Here is a 24022-nt window from a genome sequence, read left to right as displayed (position 1 = left end):
TATAAATCATTATAACATAAAAAGCGCTGAAATAAATTAGTGTTTTTGATTTTTATATTTTTTAGATAAAGTTTTCTGTAATAATTATACCCAAAAATATATATAAATTTTATAGAATAAGAAAAATTTTAGGAGGAATTATGAAAATACTAGTAATATCAAAACGTTCTAAACAACAAAATATATTATTGGCTATTGCAATGGTTGTTTTACTTGGATTTACTGCTATAGTCATTAATTATACAAGTAAAGGAGTGTTTGCTAAAAAAAAGAAATTACCAATATATTGTGTGGATAGTAAAGAAAAAAAGATTGCTATTTCTTTTGATGCTAGTTGGGGTGCAAATAATACTATTAAAATTTTAGATATATTAGATAAATATGATATCAAAGCAACTTTTTTTCTTGTTGGAAGATGGATTGATGAATTTCCAGAAGAAACAAAGGAAATTTATAAAAGAGGGAATGAGATAGGAAACCATTCTAATAGTCATCCTGATATGAATACAGTATCAAATGAAAAAATAATTAAAGAAATAGCTATTACTGATGCTAAATTAATGCAGTTAATAGGAATAGATACAAAATTATTTAGGTTTCCATCAGGCTCATATAATGACAGAACTATAGAAACTGTAGAGTCTACTAATCATTATTGTATACAGTGGGATGTGGATAGTATAGATTGGAAAGAACAAGGTGCTGAATTAGAATATAATAGGGTGGTAAAAAAAATAAAACCTGGTTCAATAGTATTGTTTCATAATGCTGCAAAATTTACTCCAGAAAATTTACCTAGATTAATAAAAAAATTAAAATCAGAAGATTATGAGTTTGTTACAATTTCTGATTTAATATACAAAGAAAATTATCGTATAGATCATACAGGAAAACAAGTACTAAATTAAAAAAAGCTATTGAAATTTAACGCATAAATGTATTATAATGGAAACAACAACACATAAAAACCCATATATGGTATACTATTATTAAACTTCAATTTTTTATATATTGATTATAAAAATTTATAATAATGTTTAAACTAACCTTAAGGTGTTATTAAAATATTTTAAGGTGGAGTTGATAATATGAAAAAAATAGCATTTGTGGGGAAAGAACAAAACAAGATTTTTAAAGCTGCTGTATTAAAATTTATAAGTAGTAGAGGAATTGAATATGAAGATGTTAGTTATGACATCATACATAAAGATGTCTACGCAGATTATGTTATTGTAAATTCTCATATTAACACATTGAATTCTAAGATAAATTGTAGATATTGTTTTATAAACATGGATTCGATATATCAAGAAAAAATTAGTATAAATGGAAATCTAATAACTTATGGATTTGGAAATAAAAATACAATAACAATTTCAAGTGTTGAGAATGAAAATGAAGGTTTTGTATATTGTATTCAAAGATTTTTAGTTTGTAGTAATTCAAATATTGTTGAACCTCAAGAAATACCTATTGAAGTGGCGTTTGATACTGAAGAACAATTATATTCATATATGGTTGCCATTACTATTTCATTAATTGAGAAAGTAGATAGTAAAAAAATATTTAATAAAGAGTAGTTAATAAATAATTTTAAAATATTTGTTATATTTTAAAAAAATTATGAATATTTATATTTCAGTAAGATAAGTAAAAAAAACAAACTAAGGGAGAGAGGGGTTAAGATGGACAATTTAATGTTGAATAACAAAATTTATTTAGAAGGTATATGTGTATCAGGGTTAGAATTTAGCCATGAAATGTATGGAGAAGGGTTTTATGTATTTAAACTAGGAGTAAATAGACTTAGCGATGTAAAGGATGTCTTACCAATAACTATTTCAGAAAGATTACTAACTGAAATAGATATAAAAGCTGGCGATGAGTTGGTAATTGAAGGACAACTTAGATCTTACAATAAATTTATAGATGGAGGAAACAGATTAATACTTACTGTATTTGCAAGAGATGTATATCCATGTATTGAAAAAAGTAAAAATCCAAATCAAATATTCTTAAATGGATATATATGTAAAGAACCAGTCTATAGAACTACTCCATTTGGAAGAGAAATAGCTGATATTTTATTGGCTGTAAATAGACCATACAATAAATCAGATTATATACCTACTATATCGTGGGGAAGAAATTCTAGATTTTGCAAGACATTAAATGTTGGAGATAATATTTGTGTTTGGGGTAGATTACAGAGTAGAAAATATCAGAAAAAAATAGGAGAAAATGAAGTTATAAGTAAAACAGCATATGAAGTTTCAATTTCTAAGTTGGAATTTGAAGATGAAAATTCACCTTCACAACAAGCTGAAGATCCATTTGCAGAACAAGTTAAAGAAAATGATATTGCATCAGAATAAATTAAAAGCATTAAATAAAAGTGTACTTAGTAATTACTAAGTACACTTTTTAAAAAGTTTTCCATTGAGTTTGTTTTGTGTTTTATTTTCTTAAATCTTCCATTAATTTTGTTTTGTCTTTTGTTTTTAAGTCAACGTCTTTTATTATTTTTGCAGGACTTCCAGCTATTACCACATTAGAAGGAACATCTTCAATAACTACTGAGCCAGCAGCTACTACTGAATTGTCTCCAATCTTTACTCCTTCTAGTATAACGGCATTTGCACCTATTAAGACATTATCTCCTACTTCACATGGAGATTTGCTAGGTGGTTCTAAAACTCCAGCAACTACTGCACCAGCACCTAGATGAACGTTGTTACCTAGTTTAGCACGAGCACCTAATACTGCATTCATATCAACCATAGTGCCTTCTCCGATTTCGCAGCCTATATTAATAACTGCGCCCATCATAATAACGGCATTTTTACCTATTGAGACTCTATCTCTTATTATTGCACCAGGTTCTATTCTAGCGTCGATATTTTTTGTGTCCAAAAGTGGAATAGCAGAATTTCTTCTATCCTGTTCTACTTCAAATTTTTTTATTTTATCTTTATTTTCTGTTAAAAAATTTGATATTTTTGAACTTTCTCCAAATAGGATATAAAAATTATTTTCACCAAAACATTTGATGTTGTTAAACTCACAATTGTTTAAATCCCCATCAACATATACTTTTAATGGAGTAGATTTCTCTGCTTCTTTTATGTATCTTGCTATTTCATAAGGATCAGTAAAATCGTAATTCATATTTATAGCCTCCCTTTTATAAAGTTGAATTTAATTTATATTATAATAAATATTGTCTGCAAATGAAAGTTAAAATATGTAAAACTATACCTTGTAATAATATTTTAATATAAAAATCAATAGTTTAACCTTACGCAATGTAAGAAAAGTGCGAAGTAATATTCTTATAGGTTGCAATTTTATTATATAGGATTTAAAATAATATGAAAAAAAGGAATAAAGGAAATGGGGCGTTGAATGTGAAAAATATGGTTTCTGAAAATGTACAAAACATAGAAATATCTGGTATAAGAAAATTTTATAATAAGGTGGTTAAAGTTCCAGAAGCGGTTTCTCTTACTTTGGGGCAGCCTGATTTTAATGTTCCAGATAAAATAAAAAAAGCTATGATAAATGCTATTATGGATAATAAAACTACATATACTTCAAATGCAGGAATTATAGAGCTTAGATGTGAAATATCTAAGTATTTAAGAGATGAATTTAATATTAATTATAATGAAGAAGAAATTTGTTTAACTGTAGGAGGGAGTCAGGGGCTTTTATCCACTTTTACAGCGCTTATAAACAAAGGCGATAAGGTTTTAATACCTACACCAGCATACCCAGCTTATGAGAGCTGTGTGAAGATTTTAGGCGGTGAAGTTTTAAATTATAAATTAAATGATGACTTTTCAATAAATCATGAGAAACTTTATGAAATTATAATGAAAGAAAATCCTAAAATAATGGTTTTATCTTATCCTTGTAATCCAACAGGGGCAATTTTAACTAAAGATGATAAAGAAAAAATTTATTCTTTAATAAAAGAGAAAGATATTGTAGTTGTTACTGATGAAATATATAGTTCTCTTTGTTTTGAAAAAGAATACTATTCTATAGCACAATATAAAGATATTAAAGAAAAAATTGTTTTAGTTAGTGGTTTTTCTAAAATGTTTTCCATGACAGGGCTTAGATTAGGATATGTATGTGCTGATTCTAAGCTTATGAATAATATAATGAAGGTTCACCAATACAATGTATCTTGTGCACCTTCTATTGTGCAGTGGGGAGCGTATGAGGGTATTAGAAGTTGTTTGGGTGATGTTGAATATATGAAAAATGAATTCATAAAAAGAAGAGACTATGTGTATAAAAGATTAATTGAAATGGGATTTGAAGTTAATCTTCCTAAGGGAGCTTTTTATATATTCCCATGTATAAAAAAGTTTAATATGACAAGTGATGAATTTTGCGAAAAACTATTGAATGAAGCTAAGGTGGCTGTAGTTCCTGGTTCTGCCTTTGGTAAAGGGGGAGAAGGGTACCTAAGGATATCTTACTGCTGCAGCATGGAAGAATTAAAAGAAGCTTTAAATAGAATAGAAAACTGTATAAAAAAATAAAATTAAATTTATTATTAAGGATGTTTTGTTGAAAGGCAAAACATCCTTTTTATGTTTAAAAAAAGATTACATATTTTAATAATATTTTCAGTGCCTTTTTAAGAGTATGATTATAATAAAATTTATATTTGAAATGTAAAATATGATTAAATCAAGTAATGACATGAACTATACAAATATAGGGATAATATACAAAATTATAATGATATATATACTAAAAAATATAGTTACAGGAAATTATACTTACAAATATATGAAAAAATTTTGAGAAAAGTTTAATGAAATACTAAATGAAAAGCAAGCGTTGGATTTGCAATGGGGCTATATGGCGGAAAGATGAGTTTGACAGTGAAAAATATATGTGATAATATTCATATGTAATGTCGAAAAATGAAGAAAAACAATGCTAAAAAATCATTTTACACATTAAAATATGACAACAAATGACAAAATAACTATATTTAAAATTTATACTTAAAATATAACATTTTAAGGGAATAGATAATATTAACATTTCATACAGGGGGGAATATATAAATGCTAAATTATATTATGAAAAGAGTGATTTCTAGCATCATAACGATTTTTGTAGTTATAACTTTAACTTTTGTTTTGATGCATAAGATACCAGGGGGGCCTTTTGATGGTGAAAAAAAATTACCTCCTCAGGTTGAAGCTAATTTAAATCAAAAATTCGGATTGGACAAACCATTGCATGAACAATATGTGATGTATTTAAAAAATTTAGCACATGGAGATTTGGGACCTTCAATGTCGTATGAAGGTGTAACGGTTAATGAAGTAATTGGGTATTCATTTCCAGCGTCGGCTAAATTAGGTACAATTGCAGTAATATTTGCGTTAATTGTTGGACTATATTTGGGAGTTTCAGCAGCGTTAAAACAAGGTAAATGGCAGGATTCACTTGCGATGATTATAGCAACGTTAGGGGTTACAGTTCCTAGTTTTGTACTTGCTACGTTTTTAATTTATGTTTTTGCATTAAAGCTTGGCTGGTTTCCTGTAATAGGATTTGATGGACCAGAAAATTATGTTTTACCAGTTATAGCTCTTGGTGGCTATTCTATGGCTTTTGTAGCAAGACTTGGAAGGTCGTCTTTCTTAGATGTTATAAGACAGGATTATATGAGAACAGCAAAAGCAAAAGGACTTTCTCGTTTAACTGTTATATGTAAACATGGTTTAAGAAATGCACTAATACCTGTTATAACATATATAGGACCTTTGGTTGCAGGTATACTTACTGGAAGTTTTGTAGTTGAATCATTATTTGGTATACCAGGATTAGGCGGAGAATTTGTAAGAAGTATTACAAATAGAGATTATACTACTATTTTAGGAGTTACGGTTTTTTATAGTACGTTTTTGATAACGTGTAATTTGATTGTTGATGTTTTATATGGAATTATTGATCCTAGAATAAAACTTGAAGGTTAAAGGAGGGCGACTTATGGAGTTAAGAAAAGAAAAATGTGCGAAAACAACGAATGATTATATAAAAATAGATAGTGAAATGTTTGAAAAGGTTTCATCATCTGATAAACAACTTAATAGGATGGTTAGACCTAGCATGACGTATTGGCAAGATGCATGGAGAAGATTAAAAGGAAATAAGGTTGCTATAGTTGGATTGGTAGTAGTTGTTATTATGACAGCAATGGCTATTTTAGCACCAATTCTTTCGAAGTATGATTATTTTTCACAAGATTTTAGTGTTGCAAATAAACTTCCTAGCAGTGAGCATTGGTTTGGTACAGATCAGTTTGGAAGAGATATTTTTGTAAGGGTTTTTTACGGTGCGAGAATATCTTTGATGGTTGGGTTCTCGGCTAGTATTTTAAATTTGGTAATAGGTGTTTTGTATGGAGGAGTTGCTGGATATTTTGGTGGAAGAATAGACAACATAATGATGAGAATTGTTGATGTACTTTATTCAATTCCAATGATGATATATGTAATACTTATCATGGTTGTATTAGGAGCGGGGCTGGAGAGTGTTATTATTGCACTAGCAATAGCTTATTGGATAGGAATGGCTAGAATTGTAAGAGGTCAAGTTATGCAGCTTAAACAACAAGAATTTGTACTTGCTGCTAAAACTTTAGGAGCTTCAACTAAAAGAATTTTATTAAGACATCTGATACCAAACAGTATGGGACCTATATTAGTAACTTTAACACTGGCAGTTCCAAGTGCTATATTTACAGAATCATTCTTAAGTTTTATAGGACTAGGAATTTCAGCACCTCAAGCATCTTGGGGAACACTTGTATCAGAAGCAATGCAGGGTTATCAATTATATCCATATCAATTATTTTTCCCGGCAGGAGCAATTTGTGTAACAATACTTGCATTTAATCTATTAGGTGATGGTTTAAGAGATGCACTTGATCCAAAGATGAGAAAATAGTCAGGAGGAATACAATGGAAAAATTACTTGAACTAAAAGATGTTCATACATCATTTTATACACATATTGGAGAAGTTAAAGCTGTTAGAGGGGTATCTTTTAATTTGGACAAAGGAGAAGCTCTTGGAATAGTTGGTGAATCAGGAAGTGGAAAAAGTATTACAATGATGTCTCTTATGAGACTTCTATCTGAAAATGGTGAAACTAAAAAGGGCGAAATTATATTTGAAGATAAAAAAGTGTTAGAGCTTTCAGAAAAAGAAATGCAAAAGATTAGAGGGAATGAGATTGGAATGATATTCCAAGATCCTATGACTTCGTTAAATCCAGTTTTAACTGTAGGAGAACAGTTAATGGAACCTATAAGAAAGCATAAAGGTGTTTCTAAAGAAGAAGCTAGAAAAAAATCTATAGAAATGTTAAATTTAGTGGGTATGCCTGATCCAGAGGCGAGAATGAAGCAGTATCCACATGAGTTTTCAGGTGGAATGAGACAAAGAGTGATGATAGCTATGGCATTAGCTTGTGATCCTAAACTATTAATAGCAGATGAACCTACTACAGCGTTAGATGTTACTATACAAGCGCAAATATTAGAACTTATGAAGGAGCTTAAGGATAAGCTAAATACTTCAATTATATTGATAACTCATGATTTAGGAGTTGTTGCTGATGTTTGCAGTAGAATTAATGTAATGTATGGTGGGGTTATAGTAGAAACAGGAAGTACTAGAGACATATTTTACAATTCAAGACATCCATATACATGGGGATTGTTAAGAAGTATACCAAATCCTAATACACTTATAAAAGAAAAATTAAAACCTATTGCTGGTCAGCCACCTGATTTATTAAAGCCGCCAACAGGATGTCCTTTTGCAGAAAGGTGTGAACATGCAATGAAAATATGTATGGAAAAAATGCCACCTTTATTTGAACTACATGATGAGCATAAATCAAGATGTTGGCTTAATCATCCTGATGCGCCAAAAGTAGAAAGGAGCATTGAGTAATGAGTGACAATAAAGTACTTGTTGAAATTAAAAATTTAAAAAAATATTTTCCTGTTAAAAAGGGGCTTTTTAATAAAATAGTAGGAAATGTAAAGGCTGTAGATGATGTTTCCTTTACAATAAATAAAGGAGAAACTTTAGGGCTTGTTGGAGAATCGGGTTGCGGAAAAACCACAACAGGTAGAACTATTATAAAGTTATATGAGCCTACTGAGGGTAAGATTATATATAATGGTACAGATATAGCTAAGTATACGCCTAAACAAATGCAAGAATATAGAAGAAAGATGCAGATGATATTTCAAGATCCATATGCTTCTTTAAATTCTAGAATGACGGTTGGAGATATCATAGGTGAAGCTATAGATATTCATGATCTAATGAAAGGAAAAGAAAGAGAAGAAAGAATTCGTTACTTATTGAATAGAGTAGGATTAAGTAGCGAACATGCTAATAGATATCCACATGAATTTTCAGGTGGACAAAGACAGAGAGTTGGTATAGCAAGAGCTCTTGCGGTAGAACCTGAATTCATAATATGTGATGAACCTATTTCGGCATTAGATGTTTCTATTCAAGCTCAAGTAGTAAATATGCTTGAAGAGTTGCAAGACGAGCTAGGATTGACATATTTGTTTATTGCTCATGATTTATCTATGGTTAAGCATATATCTAATAGAATTGGGGTTATGTATTTAGGTAAAATGGTTGAAGTTGGGGAAAGTAACGAGTTGTATAGTAATCCGCTACATCCATATACTCAAGCGTTGTTATCTGCAATACCTATACCTGATCCAGATGAAGCTGATGAAAAACAGAGAATAGTATTGGAAGGCGATATTCCATCACCGATAGATCCACCTCCAGGATGTAGGTTTAAAAATAGATGTAGATATGCTAAGCCTATTTGTTCAGAGGTAGAACCAAAATTAAAAGACTTAGGCGGAGGTCATTGTGCGGCATGCCATCTCCTTTGAATTAATGTGTAAATTACCACCATTTAACATGTTTATTTAACGTGCTTTAATGCAAAACTAAATATGAAGAATAATAAGAAGGGGGCATAAAAGCAATGTTAAAAAGAAAATTAGCAAGGGGTGGAGCAATTGCTCTTACACTTGCTATAAGTGTATCGTTATTTGCAGGATGTGCAGGTAAAGAAAAAGGGGCAACGAGTGAACAAGTTATAAAATTCAACATAAACTCTGAACCTAAAACTATAGATCCTGCTTTAAATACTGGAGTGAATGGTGGTACAATAATTGTAAATTCTTTTGAAGGTTTAACTAGGTTGGATAAAAATGATAAGGCTATACCAGGTGTTGCAGAAAAATGGGATATATCAGAAAATGGACTTACATATACTTTTCATCTTAGAAAAGATGCTAAATGGTCAGATGAAAAAGATGTGAAAGCTCAAGATTTTGAATATGCTTGGAAAAGAGCATTGAAACCAGAAACTGCATCTGAATATGCGTATCAAATGTATTACTTAAAGAATGGAGAAAAGTATAATGCTGGAAATGCAAGTGCTGATGACGTTGGAGTAAAAGCAAAGGATGATTATACTTTGGAGGTAACTCTTGAAAATCCAACTGCATATTTCTTACCTCTTTTAGCTTTCCCAACTTATGCGCCTGTAAGAGAAGATATGGTGTCTAAAGACCCTCAAGGGTGGGCAAGAAAACCAGAAACATATATTTCCAATGGAGCATTCAAAATGAAAGAATGGAAACCTAAAGATACAATAACTTTTGTTAAGAATGATCAGTATTGGAATAAGGATAGCATCAAATTAGAAAAAATTGAATACAAAATGATAGAAAATGAAACAAGTGCTTTGGCGGCATTTAAAGCTGGTCAATTAGACTATATTAAACAACCGCCTGCACAAGAAATACCTAAATTGTTAGAGGATGGAATTGCTAAGATTTATCCAAACCTAGGAACATATTTTTACTGTTTAAATGTTTCGGATAATTTAGAAAATGTTAATCCTGAGGCAAAGGTATTAAAGGATACTAAAATAAGAAAGGCATTGGCGTTAGCTATTAATAGAACACAAATTGTTGAAAATGTAACTAAAGGTGGTCAATTGCCTGCTACATCATATGTACCCAATGGTATACCAAAAGAGGATGGTAAAGATTTTAAAGAAAAAGATTACTTTAAGGCTGAAGGAGATGTGGAAGAGGCTAAAAAACTTTTAGCTGAGGCTGGATATCCAGATGGTAAAGGTTTCCCTACATTAACGATAATGTACAATACAAATGAAGGGCATCAAAACGTAGCACAAGCAGTGCAGGATATGTGGAGAAAGAATTTAGGAATTAATATTGAACTTAAAAATCAAGAATGGAAAGTATTCCAAAAAACAAGAACTAGTAAAAACTATGAAATAGCAAGACATGGATGGGTTGGAGATTATGTTGATCCTATGACGTTCCTTGATATGTGGGTAACAGGTGGAGGAAATAATGATGCAGGATATAGCAATCCAGAATATGATAAGCTTATCAAGGCTGCTAAATCTGAAATAGATGCAGCTAAGAGAATGGAATATTTAACAAAAGCAGAAAATATTTTGATGTCAGAGATGCCTATAATTCCGATTTATTACTATACAGATGTAATATGTTTGAATAATAACATAAAAGAACTTCAAAAATCACCACTTGGATTTGTACTCTTTGATAATACGTATATTGAAGCTGTAAAATAAAATGAAAAAGTGATTTGCCAACTGGCAAATCACTTTTTTTAATCATTAATTACATTATCCATGGAATACATACCTTCTGTTTTACCATACATAAATTCACATGCTTTAAGAGCACCTACTGCAAAAACTTCTCTTGATAGAGCAGTATGTTTTAGTTCAATAATTTCGCTTTGACCAGCAAAAATTACTTCATGTTCTCCAACTATACTTCCTCCACGTATTGCGTGAATACCAATTTCGTTATGAGGTCTTTTGCCTATACCGTCTCTTCCTTTATTAAACACGGTTTCGTGTGGAATAGATTCTTTTATTGTATTTGCAAGTAATAAGGCGGTACCACTAGGTGAATCTAACTTTTGATTATGATGTTTTTCAACTAGTTCTATATCATAATTATCATAAAGCATTGCACTTACTTTTTTTAATATATTATTTATAACGTTTATTCCAATTGACATGTTTGCTGAACGAAACATAGGTATTTCGTTGCTTGCGTTTTTAATATCTTCAAGCTGTTGTTCAGAATAACCAGTAGTACACAGAACAAGAGGTGTATTTTTGATTTTAGCATATTTTGTTAAAGAGTTTAAGGTAGCTGGATTCGAAAAATCAAGAATTACGTCTATGTCTAAAGTGCATTCCTCTATATTTTTAAAAACAGGATACTCTAAAGAAGAGTCAACATATTTATCAATACCAGCTGTAATAGTTAAGTTTGGGAAATTTGATATACACTCAGAGATAACTTTTCCCATTCTACCACAGCAACCACTAAGCAAAATTTTCACCATTTAATTCTATTCCCCCTTAATTTGAATATGCTTTTTCAATTCATCAGCTAATATTTTTAGATTATTTTCATCCATCTCACATAAAGGAAGTCTAAGATTTCCTACTTCCATTTTGGATAAATTCATAGCTGTTTTAACTGGGATTGGATTAGTTTCAATAAATAAACTATTTATTAAAGGTAGCATTCTTAGTTGTAGTTCTAATGCTTCAGCATGCTTACCGTTCATGTATAATTCGCACATATCATGGACATCTTTTGGAAATAGATTTGCTGCGACAGAAATTACACCTATGCCTCCAAGTGATAATATAGGAATGATTTGGTCATCATTTCCTGAATATATATCAATTTCATTTTTGCATAGTGCTTTCATTTTAGCTATTTGGCTAATATCACCACTAGCTTCTTTAATTGCTACAATGTTTTTTAGAGTACATAATTTTAAAAGCGTTGAAGGTTGTATATTAAGACCTGTTCTTCCGGGAACATTATATACTATAATTGGAGTATTAACACTATCATTTATTGTTTCGAAATGTTTAACAATTCCTTTTTGAGTTGTTTTATTATAGTAAGGAGTTATTACTAAAAGTCCATCAACTCCAATACTTTCAGCCCATTTACTCATACTAACTGCAGCTATGGTATTATTACTTCCTGTTCCGGCAATTACAGGAATTCTCTTATTTATAACATCAACAGTAAATTTAATAACTTCTTTTTTTTCAGATTCTGACATAGTAGAAGCTTCACCTGTAGTTCCACATATTATTATTGCGTCTGTACCAGATTCAACATGCCATTCTAAAAGTTCTTCTAATTTTTTAAAATCAACTTTGTCGTTTTTAAAAGGAGTAACAATAGCAACTCCAGACCCTGTAAATAAACTCATTATAAATCCTCCTCGAATTACTTATTTTGATTAATTATATATTCTGCTATTTGAACAGCGTTAGTAGCGGCTCCTTTTCTAATATTATCAGCTACTACCCAAAGATTCAATCCATTTTCTATACTGAAATCGCGTCGTATTCTTCCTATAAACACTTGATCATGTCCTTCACAATCTATAGGCATAGGATATACTAAATTTTCGATATCATCTTTCAAGATAATGTTCTCCGCATCATTGTATAATTCAAAAATATCTTTTAAATCAAAAGGTTTTTCTAATTCTACATTTATACTTTCGCTGTGTCCATAAAATACTGGAACTCTTGCTGTAGTTGCGGTTATTCTTAAATCGTCATTGTGTAATATTTTTTGTGTTTCATTTATCATTTTTATTTCCTCTTTAGTGTATCCGTTATCTGTAAATACATCTATGTGAGGAAGTATGTTTCCAGCTATAGGATAAGGAAATTTATTTGGAGCTGTGCCGTTATATCCTTCTTTTAAATCAGAAAAGCCGCCCATTCCAGCACCGGAAACTGCTTGATAAGTAGAATATACAATTCTTTTGATTCCATATTTTTCGTATAAAGGTTTTAAAGCCACTACTGCTTGAATTGTAGAACAATTAGGATTGGCAATTATGCCTTTGTTCCAATTGATATCTTCAGGATTAACTTCTGGTACAACTAGAGGAATACTTGGATCCATTCTCCATGCGCTACTGTTATCAATAACAGTAATTCCGTAATTAGAGAATATTGGAGCGTACTGTAAACTAACACTTCCGCCAGCAGAAAATAAAGCAAAATCAATTTCCTTATTTTTTATGTTTTCTTCCTTTAGTTCTTCTACTATAAAATCTTTACCTTTAAAGGTAAGGTTTTTTCCAGCAGAACGTTTAGATGCGAACAAATAAAGATTTTTGATTGGGAAATTTCTTTCCTCCAGTATTTCTAAAAATTTGTTTCCTACCATTCCAGTAGCTCCTACTACAGCTACATTATATTTCATAATAATGCCCCCTAAAAATTAATTTATTTTAATTTCTACAATTCAAATTTCAAATATATATTCTATATAATTATATATCGTATGGCGTTGAAAACACAAACTTTTTTTGAAAATATATAAGAGGTTTACAATTTTTATATATCTATAATTATAATATGCATTTTTTTTAGTATTGCTTATATTATTATTGGAAACAATAATAACTATTTAGAAGAATAAAAATAACCATATATGAGTAACATATGATTATTACATATATAATTGTGAGGAGAGGATAAGCATGGGTAAAACTCCTTTGAAAAAAGTTATAAAAGCAAAGATAAAAGCTAATAAAGAATTAAGTGAATTGGAGAGATTAAGAGAAAAAATGAAATATGAAATAGCGAAAGAATTAGGATTAAATGATAAGATTGATGAATTTGGATGGGGAGGATTAACAGCTGAAGAAACAGGAAGAATTGGAGGAGTAATGACTAAAAGAAAACGAGAACTTAACATACCTAAAAATGATATCATACAAAGTATTGATAGAAATGATGATAAATTAAAATAAATAATAAACTTATTGTTTCGGTTGATTTTTTATTATAAAATATATAATGTTGCAGAAAAGTAGAATGTTGCTAAATAATATTCTTACATTATATATTATTAAAAAGGGGGTGAAAGTGTGAGTTGCTATAAGGATTTTGCTAAAATTTATGATAGGTTGATTTATGGAGATATAGATTATAAGAAATATGCAGAGACTGTATTGAAAATATGTGATGAGTATAACATTCAAAAAAAAGATTATTTAGATTTAGCTTGTGGAACTGGGAATATAACGAGAGAGGTGGCCCAAAAATTTCAAAATACATGGGCTGTTGATATGTCTTGCGAAATGCTTACTGAAGCTGAGCAAAAATTGAGAGAAAAAGATATAAAAGCTAAATTTATATGTCAAGATATGAGTGGTTTAGAACTACATAATAAGTTTGATTTAATAACTTGTGTATTAGATTCAACTAATTACATATTGGATGAAGAAGACTTAAATAAGTACTTTATACGAGTATATGAGCATTTAAAAAATGATGGAGTGTTTGTTTTTGATATAAATTCTTACTATAAGTTGACACAAATTTTGGGTAATAATATTTATAATTATGATGATGATGAAACTGTGTACATATGGGAAAATGTATTGGAAAATGAAATTGTTAATATGTATCTTACTTTTTTTGTTAAAGAGGAAGGTCTATACAGAAGATTTGATGAAGAACATGTAGAAAGAGCTTATAGAACTGAATTTTTAGATGAACTTTTAGCAAAGATAGGATTCAGTATTTTAAAGAAAATGGATAACTATCAAACAAAAAAAATCAGTAGTAATACTGAAAGAATAGTATATGTATTAAAAAAATAAGTTAGGGGGAGATAAAATGAGCGATAAATTAATAAGAGCAATAGCAAAAGATGGTCAGGTAAGAATATTGGCAGCAGATACTACTGATTTGGTAAATAAAGGTGTTAAAATACATAATTGTGCAGCTACAGCAGCAGCGGCTTTTGGGAGAATGCTTACAGCAGGAAGTTTGATGGGTGCTATGCTGAAATCTGAAAAAGATGTTGTTACATTAAAAATATCAGGTGGAGGTCCAGTGAATGGAATTACAGTTACTTCCTATGCTGATGCACATGTCAAAGGGTATATAGGAAATCCATCAGTAGATTTACCATTAAATAAATTAGGAAAACTAGATGTAGGTGGAGCTATTGGAAAAGAAGGAAGTCTGTTGGTGATAAGAGATATGGGTCTTAGAGAACCATATGTTGGTCAAGTTCCCATATATACAGGAGAAATAGGCGATGACTTAGCATATTATTTTACAACTTCAGAACAAATACCAACAGCAGTAGGATTGGGTGTTCTAGTAGATACAGATTTAAGTGTTAAGCATGCGGGTGGACTTATAATACAAATGATGCCAGGAGCAGATGAAATGCTTGCGGACTTAATAATGTATAGACTGCAAGATTTGGGTTCAATTACTAAATACTTATCTACAGGTAAAAATATTGAAGATATGGTGAAGTTTTTATTTGATGACATGGAATTAAAGATTTTAGATCAGATAGAACCTAGATATGAATGTGATTGTTCAAGAGAAAAAGTAGAAAGAGCTCTTATTAGTATAGGTAAAAAGGAATTAGAAAAAATTTATAAAGAAGGAAAAACAGAAGAGATAAAATGTCATTTTTGTAATAAAGCTTATGAATTTACTAATGAACAAATCGGTGAGTTGCTGAAAGATGAGTGATGCTAAACTTGCAAATTTCAGACGAAAGTGCGTTAAATAAGTGCAATTTTAGAAGAATTATGGTTTCGAAAATTGGTATTTATAAGTAAAATATTTGACAATAATTGACGGACATGCTAATATGGTAAAAAAAAAGTAGAAAAATTAAAGAATTAACAATGAACGATTAATTTCATAGTTTGAATTAATATGCAGTGATTGGATGCAAAAAAGTCAAAAGTTTTATTTTTTTGCAAAGTATTGTGTATTAAAAAAATACTTAATGATACATAATAGCTTAGAAATCGTATACTTTATTATTTTAATAATATTTGAATAATAATAATTTAAACTAAAAATACATAATTAAGGGGGAATATAAGTGAAAAGGAGAAAAATACTAGCTTCAATTTTGGCAACTGCATTAGTATTGACTACAGTACTAGCTGGTTGCGGAAGCAAAAAGGTAAAAGGAAATAATATAAGTTTAGATGTACCAGTTACAAAAACATTAGATTCTTCATTAGGCTCTGATATGGCATCATTTACCACAATTAATGCCTGCTTTGAAGGATTAGCAAGATCAAACAGTGACAAACCAGAACCAGCTGGGGCAAAGGAATGGAAAATTTCTGATGATGGAAAGGTTTATACTTTTACTTTAAGAGATAATACATGGTCAGATGGAAAACCTGTAACAGCTCAAGATTATGAATATGCTTGGAAAAGACTTTTAAATCCAAATACAAAGGCAACATATGCATTTTTCCTAATGGGAGTAAAAAATGCTTCTAAGTATTATAAGGGACAAGCAAAAACAGAAGATTTAGGAATAAAGGCTTTAGATGAAAAGACATTCCAAGTTACACTTGTACAACCAATGCCTTATTTCTTACAAATGACAGCATTCCCAGTACTTTCACCATTAAGAAAAGATATTGTTGAAACACAAGGTGATAAATATGGTACTGATATTAGTAAAATGGTATTCAATGGACCATTTGCAATAAGCGAATGGCAAAAAGGTGCAAAAACAATATTAAAGAAAAATGACAAATATTGGGATAAAGATAATGTTAAACTTGATTCAGTTAACTTAGTTGTTACAAAAGAGTTATCTACTAAGTATCAAATGTTTAGTAGCAAAGAGTTAGATGCAATACCTGCAACTGGTGAATATGCACAAAAACTTAAAGATGATGGACAAGCACAAAAATGTAAATATCTAGAAGAAGTAATGCCAAGTGCTTTCTATATGGAAATGAATCAAACAGGAAAAAATAAGTTACTTACTAATGCAAAAATAAGATTAGCACTTTCATTAGCGATAGATAGAGAAGCATATGTAAATAAGATTTATAAAAGAGGATTTGTTGCTACTGGATTAGTGCCAACAGGCTTATCATGTGGTGATGCAAATACAAAATTTAGAGATAATGTTAAAGAACCATTAACTCCAGTTTTAGCAGAAAATAGGAATTTAAAAGCTTTATTTAAAGAAGGATTAAAAGAACTTGGATTAGAATCTGATCCATCTAAATATACTATAAGATATTTGCCACAGAATAACGATGCTTTTAATAGACAAAGTGCAGAGTTCTTCCAAAATCAATGGCAATCTAAATTAGGAGTAAATATTAAGCTTGATTCAGCAGCTAGTTTTTCTGACTCTATAAATAAATTACAAACTGGTAATTTTGAAATTGCTATGTCAGGTTGGGGAGCAGATTTTGATGACCCAATTTCATTCATAGGTTTATTCCAAAAGGATAATGGAAATAACTATGGTAAATACAATGGTCCAAAATATGAAGCTATTGTAGAAAAAATAAATAATGAAACAGATAATGCTAAGAGAATGGAATTATTTAAACAAGCTGAAAAAGTTCTTATAGTTGAAGATGCTGGTATTGCACCTGTATTCTACAAAGATAAGAGATATGCTTCACAAAATAATATTAAAGAATTGCAATTCCCTTCATTTGGTCCAATGTATGAATTTAAATGGACTTCAACTGAAGCAAAATAGAAAATATAAATAAAGAGAAACCATAACTACAACAGGTTTGTCCTGTTGTAGTATTTGTTTATTAATTTAACATATTCAGATAATATACATATTAAAATTGTAAGAAAATGAATTTAATATTGTGAATAATACTGCAACAGAGTATTCTCTGTTGCAGTATTATATGTATGGAAAGGAGGAACATTATGGTAAAATATATTCTAAAAAGAATCGTATATATGATATTAACATTATGGGTGGTTGTTACGGCTACTTTTTTCTTGATGAATAGTATGCCGGGAGATCCTATATCAACACAGGCAGCTAAATTACCACCTGAAATGAGAGAAATTATAAAATCAAAGTATAATTTGGATAAGCCTATTTCTCAAAGATATGTAGTGTATTTAAAAAATTTAGTTAAAGGTGATTTGGGGGATTCTTTTGTAACTCCAGGGTTTTCTGTTGGAGATATAATAAAGGATAAATTTCCTAATTCAGCAAGGTTAGGGATGCAAGCCATTTTAATTGGACTTGTTATAGGAGTGATTTTAGGAATAATAGCTGCGTTTAGAAGAAATACCAATGTTGATTATGTGGTAATGATATTAGCTATTCTAGGAGTATCAATACCTAGTTTTGTTCTTGCGGCATTACTTCAAAAAGGACTTGGAGGTAAATTAGATTTACCTATTGCGGGATGGTACAATAAAGGAGAATTTTTATCAGGAATTAGATATACAATTTTACCTACTATTGCGCTATGTTTTAGTAGTATAGCTACATATGCAAGATATATGAGAACGTCTGTGCTAGATGTTATAGGGCAGGATTATATTTTAACAGCTGAAGCTAAAGGAGTTTCCAAAATAGCAATTGCTTGGAAACATGTTATAAGAAATGCGATTATACCTATAATAACAATTCTTGGACCTCAAATTGCAGCTATCTTAGTGGGATCGCTAGTTATAGAAAGAATATTTTCTATACCAGGGCTTGGTAACTCTATGATAGATGCCATAGTTACAAATGATTATAATATTATTATGGGACTTACTGTATTTTATTCTAGTTTGTATATTATATCATTGTTAATAGTTGACATAATGTATTCAGTAGTGGATCCAAGAATAAGATTAACAGGTGAAAAGAGATAGGAGGGTATAATAAAAGCATGGTAGAGCTAAATAAGGACAAATTTCAGATAATAGGTTGTAATAACCAAGATTCTGAGGCAATTGTCAGACCTAATATGACATATTGGCAGGATGCTTGGCGAAGGTTAAAGCAAAATAAGATAGCTATGTTTTCAATGTGGCTGTTAGTTGCACTTATAGTAATGTGCATTATAGGACCATATATTACCAAACATCCATATACTGAACAAAATGTGGATATAGCAAATTTAAAACCTAATTTAGAATTTTGGTTTGGTACAGATAATCTAGGAAGAGATTTGTTCTCAAGACTTTGGATTGGTGGTAGAGTATCCATTGCAATAGGAATTGTAGGAACATTGATAGAGGTTATTGTTGGATGTGTATATGGTGGTGTTAGTGGATATTTTGGCGGCAGAGTAGATGATGTTATGATGAGAATAGTTGAAGTGCTAATAAGTATTCCTTATATGATAGTTGTAATAGTAATGTCAGTAGTACTTGGACAAGGAATGGCCTCTTTGCTACTAGCGTTATGTTTAACAGGATGGACGGGAATGGCACGTATGGTAAGAGGACAAGTTATGCAGCTTAAACAGTCTGAATATGTTTTAGCAGCACAAGCGTTAGGTGCTAGTTCTAGTAGAATAATATTAAGACATTTAATACCAAATACTATAGGTATAATTATAGTATACATGACTTTTGACATTCCAGCGTTTATATTTTCTGAAGCGTTTTTGAGTTTTATAGGTCTTGGTATACAACCTCCAAAAACAAGCTGGGGTGCAATGTGTTCATTTGGACAGGCTGTAATGGATTTTTATCCTCATGAATTAATATTCCCAGGGATAGCAATATGTATAACTATGTTGGCGTTTAATTTACTAGGGGATGGACTAAGAGATGCTCTTGATCCAAAGCTTCGTCAGTAAAGGAGGTATGCAAAATGACAAAAATGTTAGAAGTAAAGAATTTAAGAGTTTCTTTCCATACTTATGCTGGTGAAGTGCAATCAGTTAGAGGAGTAAGTTTTGATTTAGATAAGGGAGAAACTTTAGCTATAGTTGGAGAATCAGGATGTGGAAAGACTGTTACATCAAAAAGTATTATGAGGCTTATAAAAATGCCGCCAGGTGAAATAAAAGAAGGTTCACAAATATTATTTCAGGGAAAAGACATTGTAAAAATGTCTGACAAAGAAATGAGAGGTATAAGAGGTGGGGAAATCAGTATGATTTTCCAAGATCCAATGACTTCTCTTAACCCTACTATGAAAGCAGGAAATCAAATAGCTGAAAGTCTGATGATACATAGAGGAATGGATAAAAAAGAGGCACTTAAAGAAGCTGTGGAAATTTTAAAATTAGTTAATATACCTAATGCTGAAAAGAGAGTTGATCAATATCCTCATGAATTTTCAGGAGGTATGAGACAAAGAGTAATGATAGCTATAGCGCTTGCTTGTAATCCTAAAATACTTATAGCAGATGAACCTACAACAGCTTTAGATGTTACAATTCAAGCTCAGATTTTGGATTTAATAAATGATTTGCAGAAAAAATTAGGTACAGCTGTTATAATGATTACTCATGATTTAGGTGTAGTTGCTAGTATAGCTCATAAGATACAGGTTATGTATGCAGGGCAAATTATAGAAAGAGGAACTACTGATGAAATATTCTATCAACCGAAGCATCCATATACATGGGCGCTGTTGCAATCTGTTCCAAAACTAGAAACAAAAAATAAAGATACATTATATTCGCTTAAAGGAACACCACCTGACTTGATAAAGCCTCCTGTAGGATGTCCTTTTGCTTCAAGATGCGATTATTGTATGGAAATTTGTAAGGAAAAGATGCCAGAATTGACAGACATAACAGATAATCATAAAGTTAGATGTTGGCTTCAGCATCCTTTAGCACCAAAGGTCGAAGTTCCAAAAGGAATAGGAGGTGTTTCTTCTAATGAATAAAGATAACTTAAATAATGAAATTTTGATTGAAGTGAAAAATCTAAAAAAACATTTTAAAGTAGGAAAAAACGCATTGCTAAAAGCAGTTGATGATGTTAGTTTTAGTATAAAAAAAGGAGAAACCCTTGGATTAGTAGGAGAATCTGGGTGCGGAAAAACTACTTGTGGCAGGACTGTCTTAGGGTTGTATTCTGCAACTGACGGTGAAGTTTTATTTGAAGGAACAGATATACATAAACTAAAAGGTAAAGACAAAAAAGAGTTTACTAAAAAAGCTCAAATAATATTTCAAGATCCTTATGCTTCACTAAATCCAAGAATGACTGTAGGTGATATAGTATCAGAAGGTATGGATATTCATGGATTATATACTGGTAAGGAAAGAACAGAAAAAATTTATAAGTTATTAGAACTAGTTGGACTTAACAAAGAACATGCTTCTAGATTTCCACATGAATTTTCAGGAGGTCAAAGACAAAGAATAGGTATAGCTAGAGCATTAGCAGTGGAACCGGAATTTATTGTGTGTGATGAGCCTATATCAGCACTAGATGTATCTATTCAAGCGCAAGTTGTAAATTTACTTATTGATTTACAGGAAAAACTAGGTTTAACATACTTATTTATTGCTCATGATCTTTCAATGGTTAAACATATATCTGATAGAGTTGGGGTTATGTATCTAGGAAATATGGTTGAACTTGCAGCAAGTGGAGAACTATATGATAATCCACTTCATCCATATACTAAAGCGCTGCTTTCGGCTATCCCTGTACCAGATCCGGATATAGAGAAGCGTAAAAGTAGAATTATGTTGGAAGGCGAAGTGCCTAGTCCAATAAATCCAAAACCAGGATGTAAATTTGTAGCAAGATGTAAATATGCTAAATCCATTTGTAATCAACAAAGACCTGAGCTTAGAGAAGTGAAAAAAGGTCACTTTGTTGCTTGTCATTTGTGTGAAGTGGAATAGAATAGTAAGAGATAAAGTTTTGAAAACTTTATCTCTTTTTTAAAAAACTAAATTAAGCAACTGGGGTTCAATAAAGTGGCTAAATTTAGTGCACTAGCACGACTAAATTCAGTGGAATGATGAACTATATTCCTAATGTCAGTATGCTTCCTCTATCAATAAGTTTCCCTTTTCTTAAAAATATGGGCTCGACTTTATGTTTTTTAAGAAATTTTAAAACTTTGTCTTTATAATCATAATAATCTAAATGACCAAAGAAAGCCAAGACGTTATCCTCTATTAGACCACAGCATCCACCTATAAATCCATAATTTAATCCTGGAAGTTCAATATCACCAGGTGGTAAAAGAAGAACATCTATGTTTTCTTTGAAAAGAGATTTAGCTATTCCTTTATCGCTTGTAATAATTGCAGAAGAAGTTATTACTGCAGTAGAACATTTAGTATACCCTTGTTTTACATTTATTAACTTTTTGTTCTTTTCAACAAGGTTTAAAAGAGTTTTATCTGTGTACTTTAAATAATGAATAAAATAGTTATCAGTATTAACAGCATTTAAAATTATATTTGAAGGATATGAGGTGGTTAAAGATGAATTAGAGTACATTATATTAATATTAAGTTTAGATAAATTAGTTGTAAATTCTTTAGGCATGTCTCTGTGAACAACTACATTTTCTTTGTTAAGAATATGTATGAGCATATCGGGATGACCACATACTGCATTATATAATTGTTCAGAAGGTGGACATAATAAAATATTATATCCTAACATTAGTAAATTTTCTTTTTCTTCATCCGAAGTTCTATAATCCAAAATTATTTTTTTCAACTGAATCAACCTTTCTGTAATATAGTTATGACATGATAAAAATATATCATAAATGATATGCTTTGAAAAAATATAGGAACTATAAATTTTAATAATACATGGTATATACATTTATTTTAAACACATACTATTTTCAAGAAGGAGTGAAAAGTGCGTGATACTACTAACTGTTGTATATGAAGATGAAAAAGAAGATATAGTTAATGAATTAAACGAAGTAAAGAGACATTTTGAAGAAAAAAATGTGTTTATTGGAATTTCAGAAAGTATAAATGAAAAAATTCACTTCATTAAAATATTTTGTGATGATGAAATAGATAATAAAATTATAAATAAATTTAATTTGTATATAGCAAGTATTTTATATAAGGTCGTTATAAATGAATTTTGTTATGATGAAATTCAAAAATTTTTAAATGATACTTATTTTTTCCTGAAGTATGAAGAAATGAGTGATATTGTAGCTAAAAGTTTAAAAATACTTAGAAATGAAGAAGTTGAATTTGATGATGACATGATTTATTACATAAATAAAAAAAACAATATTATTAACAAAATAAAAAAATGTATTGAGGAAAATAATGAAATAAATATAGAAGGATTTATTACCTTTAGAATGAAAGAACTAACAGCTGATTTAGAGGGGATTGTTAGTAAAGTTGTAGAAAAATATATGATTGAGAAAGAGTATGATGAGTTTATAAAGTTATTGAAATATTTTGTTGATGTCCAAGAAAGTAAAATAGAAGAAATTAATATAATAATTCAACAGGATAGCAGATATTTGATACAAGATAAAGACGGTAATGATATAATGAAAGAGATACTGAGTGATTTATCTGATGCTAAATATAATGGAGCAGTAAGTATTGAGGATTTAATAATCAGTGGACTTATAACTTATTGTCCACAAAAAATCATAATTCATTGTAGGAACAATTGTATAAATAAAGAAATTATTAATACTATAAAAAAAGTATTTGAAGATAAAGTTAGCTTTTGTGATGATTGTAAAATGTGTAAAAAAATAAAAACTACTGTAAAAATTTAATGTAAAAAAAAGTATTGACAGGAAATGATATAAAGAATATAATTTATAAAAAGAATATTTTAAAAACTGTGAAAAGGAAGAGTAAATAGATTTCTGTTCAAAGAGAGGGAAACATCTTAGCTGAAAAGTTTCCTGTGCAAGAGCCATTGAAAACCACCTTTGAGTTGAGTATTGAATTTTAAGTAGATATTTTCCGTTAGCTACGTTAAAGCTACTGAGAGAACGATGAGAGTATGTGTTTTATCTTGTTGTTAATTTGGGTGGAACCGCGATAAAACTCGTCCCATATTGGGAGGAGTTTTATTTTTTTTGCTTTAATTT

Annotated in this window: 23 protein-coding genes and 1 other annotated feature; of the genes, 18 read left to right on the top strand and 5 right to left on the bottom strand. The window is 30.1% G+C overall.

The features are described 5' to 3' along the window. The first annotated feature begins 140 nt into the window (after positions 1-140). The 3 genes from pdaB to OW763_RS00270 all read left to right on the top strand — a co-directional run bounded on the left by pdaB (position 141) and on the right by OW763_RS00270 (position 2375). Positions 141-908, top strand: coding sequence for a polysaccharide deacetylase family sporulation protein PdaB (gene pdaB, locus OW763_RS00280; protein ID WP_268039052.1), 768 nt, complete (start codon positions 141-143; stop codon positions 906-908). A 180-nt stretch (positions 909-1088) separates the two neighbouring features. Then, on the top strand, positions 1089-1580 hold the full coding sequence (locus tag OW763_RS00275) for a hypothetical protein (protein ID WP_268039051.1): 492 nt from the start codon (positions 1089-1091) through the stop codon (positions 1578-1580). Between the two features lie 105 nt (positions 1581-1685). Further along, positions 1686-2375, top strand: coding sequence for a single-stranded DNA-binding protein (locus tag OW763_RS00270; protein ID WP_268039050.1), 690 nt, complete (start codon positions 1686-1688; stop codon positions 2373-2375). A gap of 82 nt (positions 2376-2457) precedes the next feature. Here the strand turns inward: OW763_RS00270 and dapD are convergent, their stop codons facing one another. After that, positions 2458-3168: a 2,3,4,5-tetrahydropyridine-2,6-dicarboxylate N-acetyltransferase gene (dapD, locus tag OW763_RS00265; protein WP_268039048.1), complete on the bottom strand. Its 711-nt coding sequence runs from the start codon at positions 3166-3168 to the stop codon at positions 2458-2460. Between the two features lie 203 nt (positions 3169-3371). On the opposite strand from dapD, the gene OW763_RS00260 reads away from it, so the two are divergent. The 6 genes from OW763_RS00260 (at position 3372) to OW763_RS00235 (ending at position 10722) form a co-directional block, all read left to right on the top strand. Beyond that, entirely contained in the window at positions 3372-4556 is a 1185-nt protein-coding gene (locus OW763_RS00260) for a pyridoxal phosphate-dependent aminotransferase (protein WP_272507204.1), read from the top strand. Positions 4557-5093: 537 nt separating this feature from the next. Continuing rightward, the gene (locus OW763_RS00255; RefSeq protein WP_268039047.1) at positions 5094-6014 is read left to right on the top strand and encodes an ABC transporter permease; all 921 of its coding nucleotides are present in this window, start codon (positions 5094-5096) and stop codon (positions 6012-6014) included. Between the two features lie 76 nt (positions 6015-6090). Continuing rightward, on the top strand, positions 6091-6987 hold the full coding sequence (locus tag OW763_RS00250; protein WP_268039795.1) for an ABC transporter permease: 897 nt from the start codon (positions 6091-6093) through the stop codon (positions 6985-6987). A gap of 14 nt (positions 6988-7001) precedes the next feature. Continuing rightward, a complete protein-coding gene (locus OW763_RS00245; protein WP_272507202.1) occupies positions 7002-8000 on the top strand; it encodes an ABC transporter ATP-binding protein in 999 nt (332 codons plus the stop codon). Then, positions 8000-8977 (top strand): ABC transporter ATP-binding protein, encoded by a 978-nt coding sequence (locus OW763_RS00240; RefSeq protein WP_268039046.1) that lies wholly within the window; start codon positions 8000-8002, stop codon positions 8975-8977. Before OW763_RS00245 ends, OW763_RS00240 begins: the two co-directional genes overlap by 1 nt. Positions 8978-9072: 95 nt before the next feature. Continuing rightward, positions 9073-10722 carry a peptide ABC transporter substrate-binding protein gene (locus tag OW763_RS00235; RefSeq protein WP_268039045.1) on the top strand — a complete coding sequence of 550 codons (1650 nt, stop codon included), beginning with the start codon at positions 9073-9075 and terminating at the stop codon, positions 10720-10722. A gap of 38 nt (positions 10723-10760) precedes the next feature. Here OW763_RS00235 and dapB read toward each other — a convergent pair whose 3' ends face one another. From dapB to OW763_RS00220, 3 genes are read right to left on the bottom strand one after another with little or no spacing between them, the layout of a single operon-like run. Continuing rightward, positions 10761-11513: a 4-hydroxy-tetrahydrodipicolinate reductase gene (dapB, locus tag OW763_RS00230; RefSeq protein WP_268039044.1), complete on the bottom strand. Its 753-nt coding sequence runs from the start codon at positions 11511-11513 to the stop codon at positions 10761-10763. A 6-nt stretch (positions 11514-11519) separates the two neighbouring features. Then, on the bottom strand, positions 11520-12407 hold the full coding sequence (gene dapA / locus OW763_RS00225) for a 4-hydroxy-tetrahydrodipicolinate synthase (protein WP_268039043.1): 888 nt from the start codon (positions 12405-12407) through the stop codon (positions 11520-11522). A 17-nt stretch (positions 12408-12424) separates the two neighbouring features. Further along, a complete protein-coding gene (locus OW763_RS00220; protein ID WP_268039042.1) occupies positions 12425-13420 on the bottom strand; it encodes an aspartate-semialdehyde dehydrogenase in 996 nt (331 codons plus the stop codon). 280 nt (positions 13421-13700) lie between these two features. Here OW763_RS00220 and OW763_RS00215 point away from each other — a divergent pair, with 280 nt between their 5' ends. From OW763_RS00215 to OW763_RS00180, 8 genes are all read left to right on the top strand, one after another. Next, positions 13701-13973 carry an alpha/beta-type small acid-soluble spore protein gene (locus tag OW763_RS00215; protein ID WP_268039040.1) on the top strand — a complete coding sequence of 91 codons (273 nt, stop codon included), beginning with the start codon at positions 13701-13703 and terminating at the stop codon, positions 13971-13973. A gap of 117 nt (positions 13974-14090) precedes the next feature. After that, complete coding sequence (locus tag OW763_RS00210; RefSeq protein WP_268039039.1) at positions 14091-14828, top strand: class I SAM-dependent DNA methyltransferase; 738 nt, start codon at positions 14091-14093, stop codon at positions 14826-14828. 16 nt (positions 14829-14844) lie between these two features. Further along, positions 14845-15723 (top strand): Hsp33 family molecular chaperone HslO, encoded by an 879-nt coding sequence (gene hslO / locus OW763_RS00205; protein WP_268039038.1) that lies wholly within the window; start codon positions 14845-14847, stop codon positions 15721-15723. Between the two features lie 361 nt (positions 15724-16084). Further along, positions 16085-17731 carry a peptide ABC transporter substrate-binding protein gene (locus OW763_RS00200; RefSeq protein ID WP_268039036.1) on the top strand — a complete coding sequence of 549 codons (1647 nt, stop codon included), beginning with the start codon at positions 16085-16087 and terminating at the stop codon, positions 17729-17731. Between the two features lie 185 nt (positions 17732-17916). Then, positions 17917-18867 carry an ABC transporter permease gene (locus tag OW763_RS00195; protein ID WP_268039035.1) on the top strand — a complete coding sequence of 317 codons (951 nt, stop codon included), beginning with the start codon at positions 17917-17919 and terminating at the stop codon, positions 18865-18867. 17 nt (positions 18868-18884) lie between these two features. Then, positions 18885-19802 (top strand): ABC transporter permease, encoded by a 918-nt coding sequence (locus OW763_RS00190; RefSeq protein ID WP_268039034.1) that lies wholly within the window; start codon positions 18885-18887, stop codon positions 19800-19802. A gap of 14 nt (positions 19803-19816) precedes the next feature. Beyond that, entirely contained in the window at positions 19817-20845 is a 1029-nt protein-coding gene (locus OW763_RS00185; RefSeq protein ID WP_268039033.1) for an ABC transporter ATP-binding protein, read from the top strand. Further along, positions 20838-21818, top strand: a complete 981-nt coding sequence (locus OW763_RS00180) for an ABC transporter ATP-binding protein (RefSeq protein ID WP_268039032.1) — start codon at positions 20838-20840, stop codon at positions 21816-21818. Before OW763_RS00185 ends, OW763_RS00180 begins: the two co-directional genes overlap by 8 nt. Positions 21819-21942: 124 nt before the next feature. Here OW763_RS00180 and OW763_RS00175 read toward each other — a convergent pair whose 3' ends face one another. Further along, positions 21943-22650 carry a DUF6873 family GME fold protein gene (locus tag OW763_RS00175; RefSeq protein ID WP_268039030.1) on the bottom strand — a complete coding sequence of 236 codons (708 nt, stop codon included), beginning with the start codon at positions 22648-22650 and terminating at the stop codon, positions 21943-21945. 154 nt (positions 22651-22804) lie between these two features. Here OW763_RS00175 and ytxC point away from each other — a divergent pair, with 154 nt between their 5' ends. Continuing rightward, positions 22805-23701 (top strand): putative sporulation protein YtxC, encoded by an 897-nt coding sequence (gene ytxC / locus OW763_RS00170; protein WP_268039029.1) that lies wholly within the window; start codon positions 22805-22807, stop codon positions 23699-23701. Between the two features lie 59 nt (positions 23702-23760). Beyond that, positions 23761-23990, top strand: a binding site (T-box leader). The last annotated feature ends 32 nt before the right edge of the window (positions 23991-24022 follow it).

This window comes from Clostridium aestuarii, assembly GCF_026735135.1.
Classification (GTDB): domain Bacteria; phylum Bacillota; class Clostridia; order Clostridiales; family Clostridiaceae; genus Clostridium_H; species Clostridium_H aestuarii.
The sequence above is the reverse complement of the archived record's forward strand: the minus strand, read 5'-3'. Positions and strand labels throughout refer to the sequence as shown.

Bases quoted from the DNA above. Each gene is read 5' to 3' on its own strand.
- dapB (WP_268039044.1), bottom strand. From the start codon at position 11,513: ATGGTGAAAATTTTGCTTAGTGGTTGCTGTGGTAGAATGGGAAAAGTT.
- OW763_RS00190 (WP_268039034.1), top strand. From the start codon at position 18,885: ATGGTAGAGCTAAATAAGGACAAATTTCAGATAATAGGTTGTAATAAC.
- pdaB (WP_268039052.1), top strand. From the start codon at position 141: ATGAAAATACTAGTAATATCAAAACGTTCTAAACAACAAAATATATTA.
- OW763_RS00260 (WP_272507204.1), top strand. From the start codon at position 3,372: ATGAAAAAAAGGAATAAAGGAAATGGGGCGTTGAATGTGAAAAATATG.
- OW763_RS00270 (WP_268039050.1), top strand. From the start codon at position 1,686: ATGGACAATTTAATGTTGAATAACAAAATTTATTTAGAAGGTATATGT.
- OW763_RS00220 (WP_268039042.1), bottom strand. From the start codon at position 13,420: ATGAAATATAATGTAGCTGTAGTAGGAGCTACTGGAATGGTAGGAAAC.
- OW763_RS00245 (WP_272507202.1), top strand. From the start codon at position 7,002: ATGGAAAAATTACTTGAACTAAAAGATGTTCATACATCATTTTATACA.
- hslO (WP_268039038.1), top strand. From the start codon at position 14,845: ATGAGCGATAAATTAATAAGAGCAATAGCAAAAGATGGTCAGGTAAGA.
- OW763_RS00255 (WP_268039047.1), top strand. From the start codon at position 5,094: ATGCTAAATTATATTATGAAAAGAGTGATTTCTAGCATCATAACGATT.
- dapD (WP_268039048.1), bottom strand. From the start codon at position 3,168: ATGAATTACGATTTTACTGATCCTTATGAAATAGCAAGATACATAAAA.
- OW763_RS00235 (WP_268039045.1), top strand. From the start codon at position 9,073: ATGTTAAAAAGAAAATTAGCAAGGGGTGGAGCAATTGCTCTTACACTT.
- OW763_RS00180 (WP_268039032.1), top strand. From the start codon at position 20,838: ATGAATAAAGATAACTTAAATAATGAAATTTTGATTGAAGTGAAAAAT.
- OW763_RS00215 (WP_268039040.1), top strand. From the start codon at position 13,701: ATGGGTAAAACTCCTTTGAAAAAAGTTATAAAAGCAAAGATAAAAGCT.
- OW763_RS00195 (WP_268039035.1), top strand. From the start codon at position 17,917: ATGGTAAAATATATTCTAAAAAGAATCGTATATATGATATTAACATTA.
- OW763_RS00240 (WP_268039046.1), top strand. From the start codon at position 8,000: ATGAGTGACAATAAAGTACTTGTTGAAATTAAAAATTTAAAAAAATAT.
- OW763_RS00185 (WP_268039033.1), top strand. From the start codon at position 19,817: ATGACAAAAATGTTAGAAGTAAAGAATTTAAGAGTTTCTTTCCATACT.
- OW763_RS00275 (WP_268039051.1), top strand. From the start codon at position 1,089: ATGAAAAAAATAGCATTTGTGGGGAAAGAACAAAACAAGATTTTTAAA.
- dapA (WP_268039043.1), bottom strand. From the start codon at position 12,407: ATGAGTTTATTTACAGGGTCTGGAGTTGCTATTGTTACTCCTTTTAAA.
- OW763_RS00250 (WP_268039795.1), top strand. From the start codon at position 6,091: ATGTTTGAAAAGGTTTCATCATCTGATAAACAACTTAATAGGATGGTT.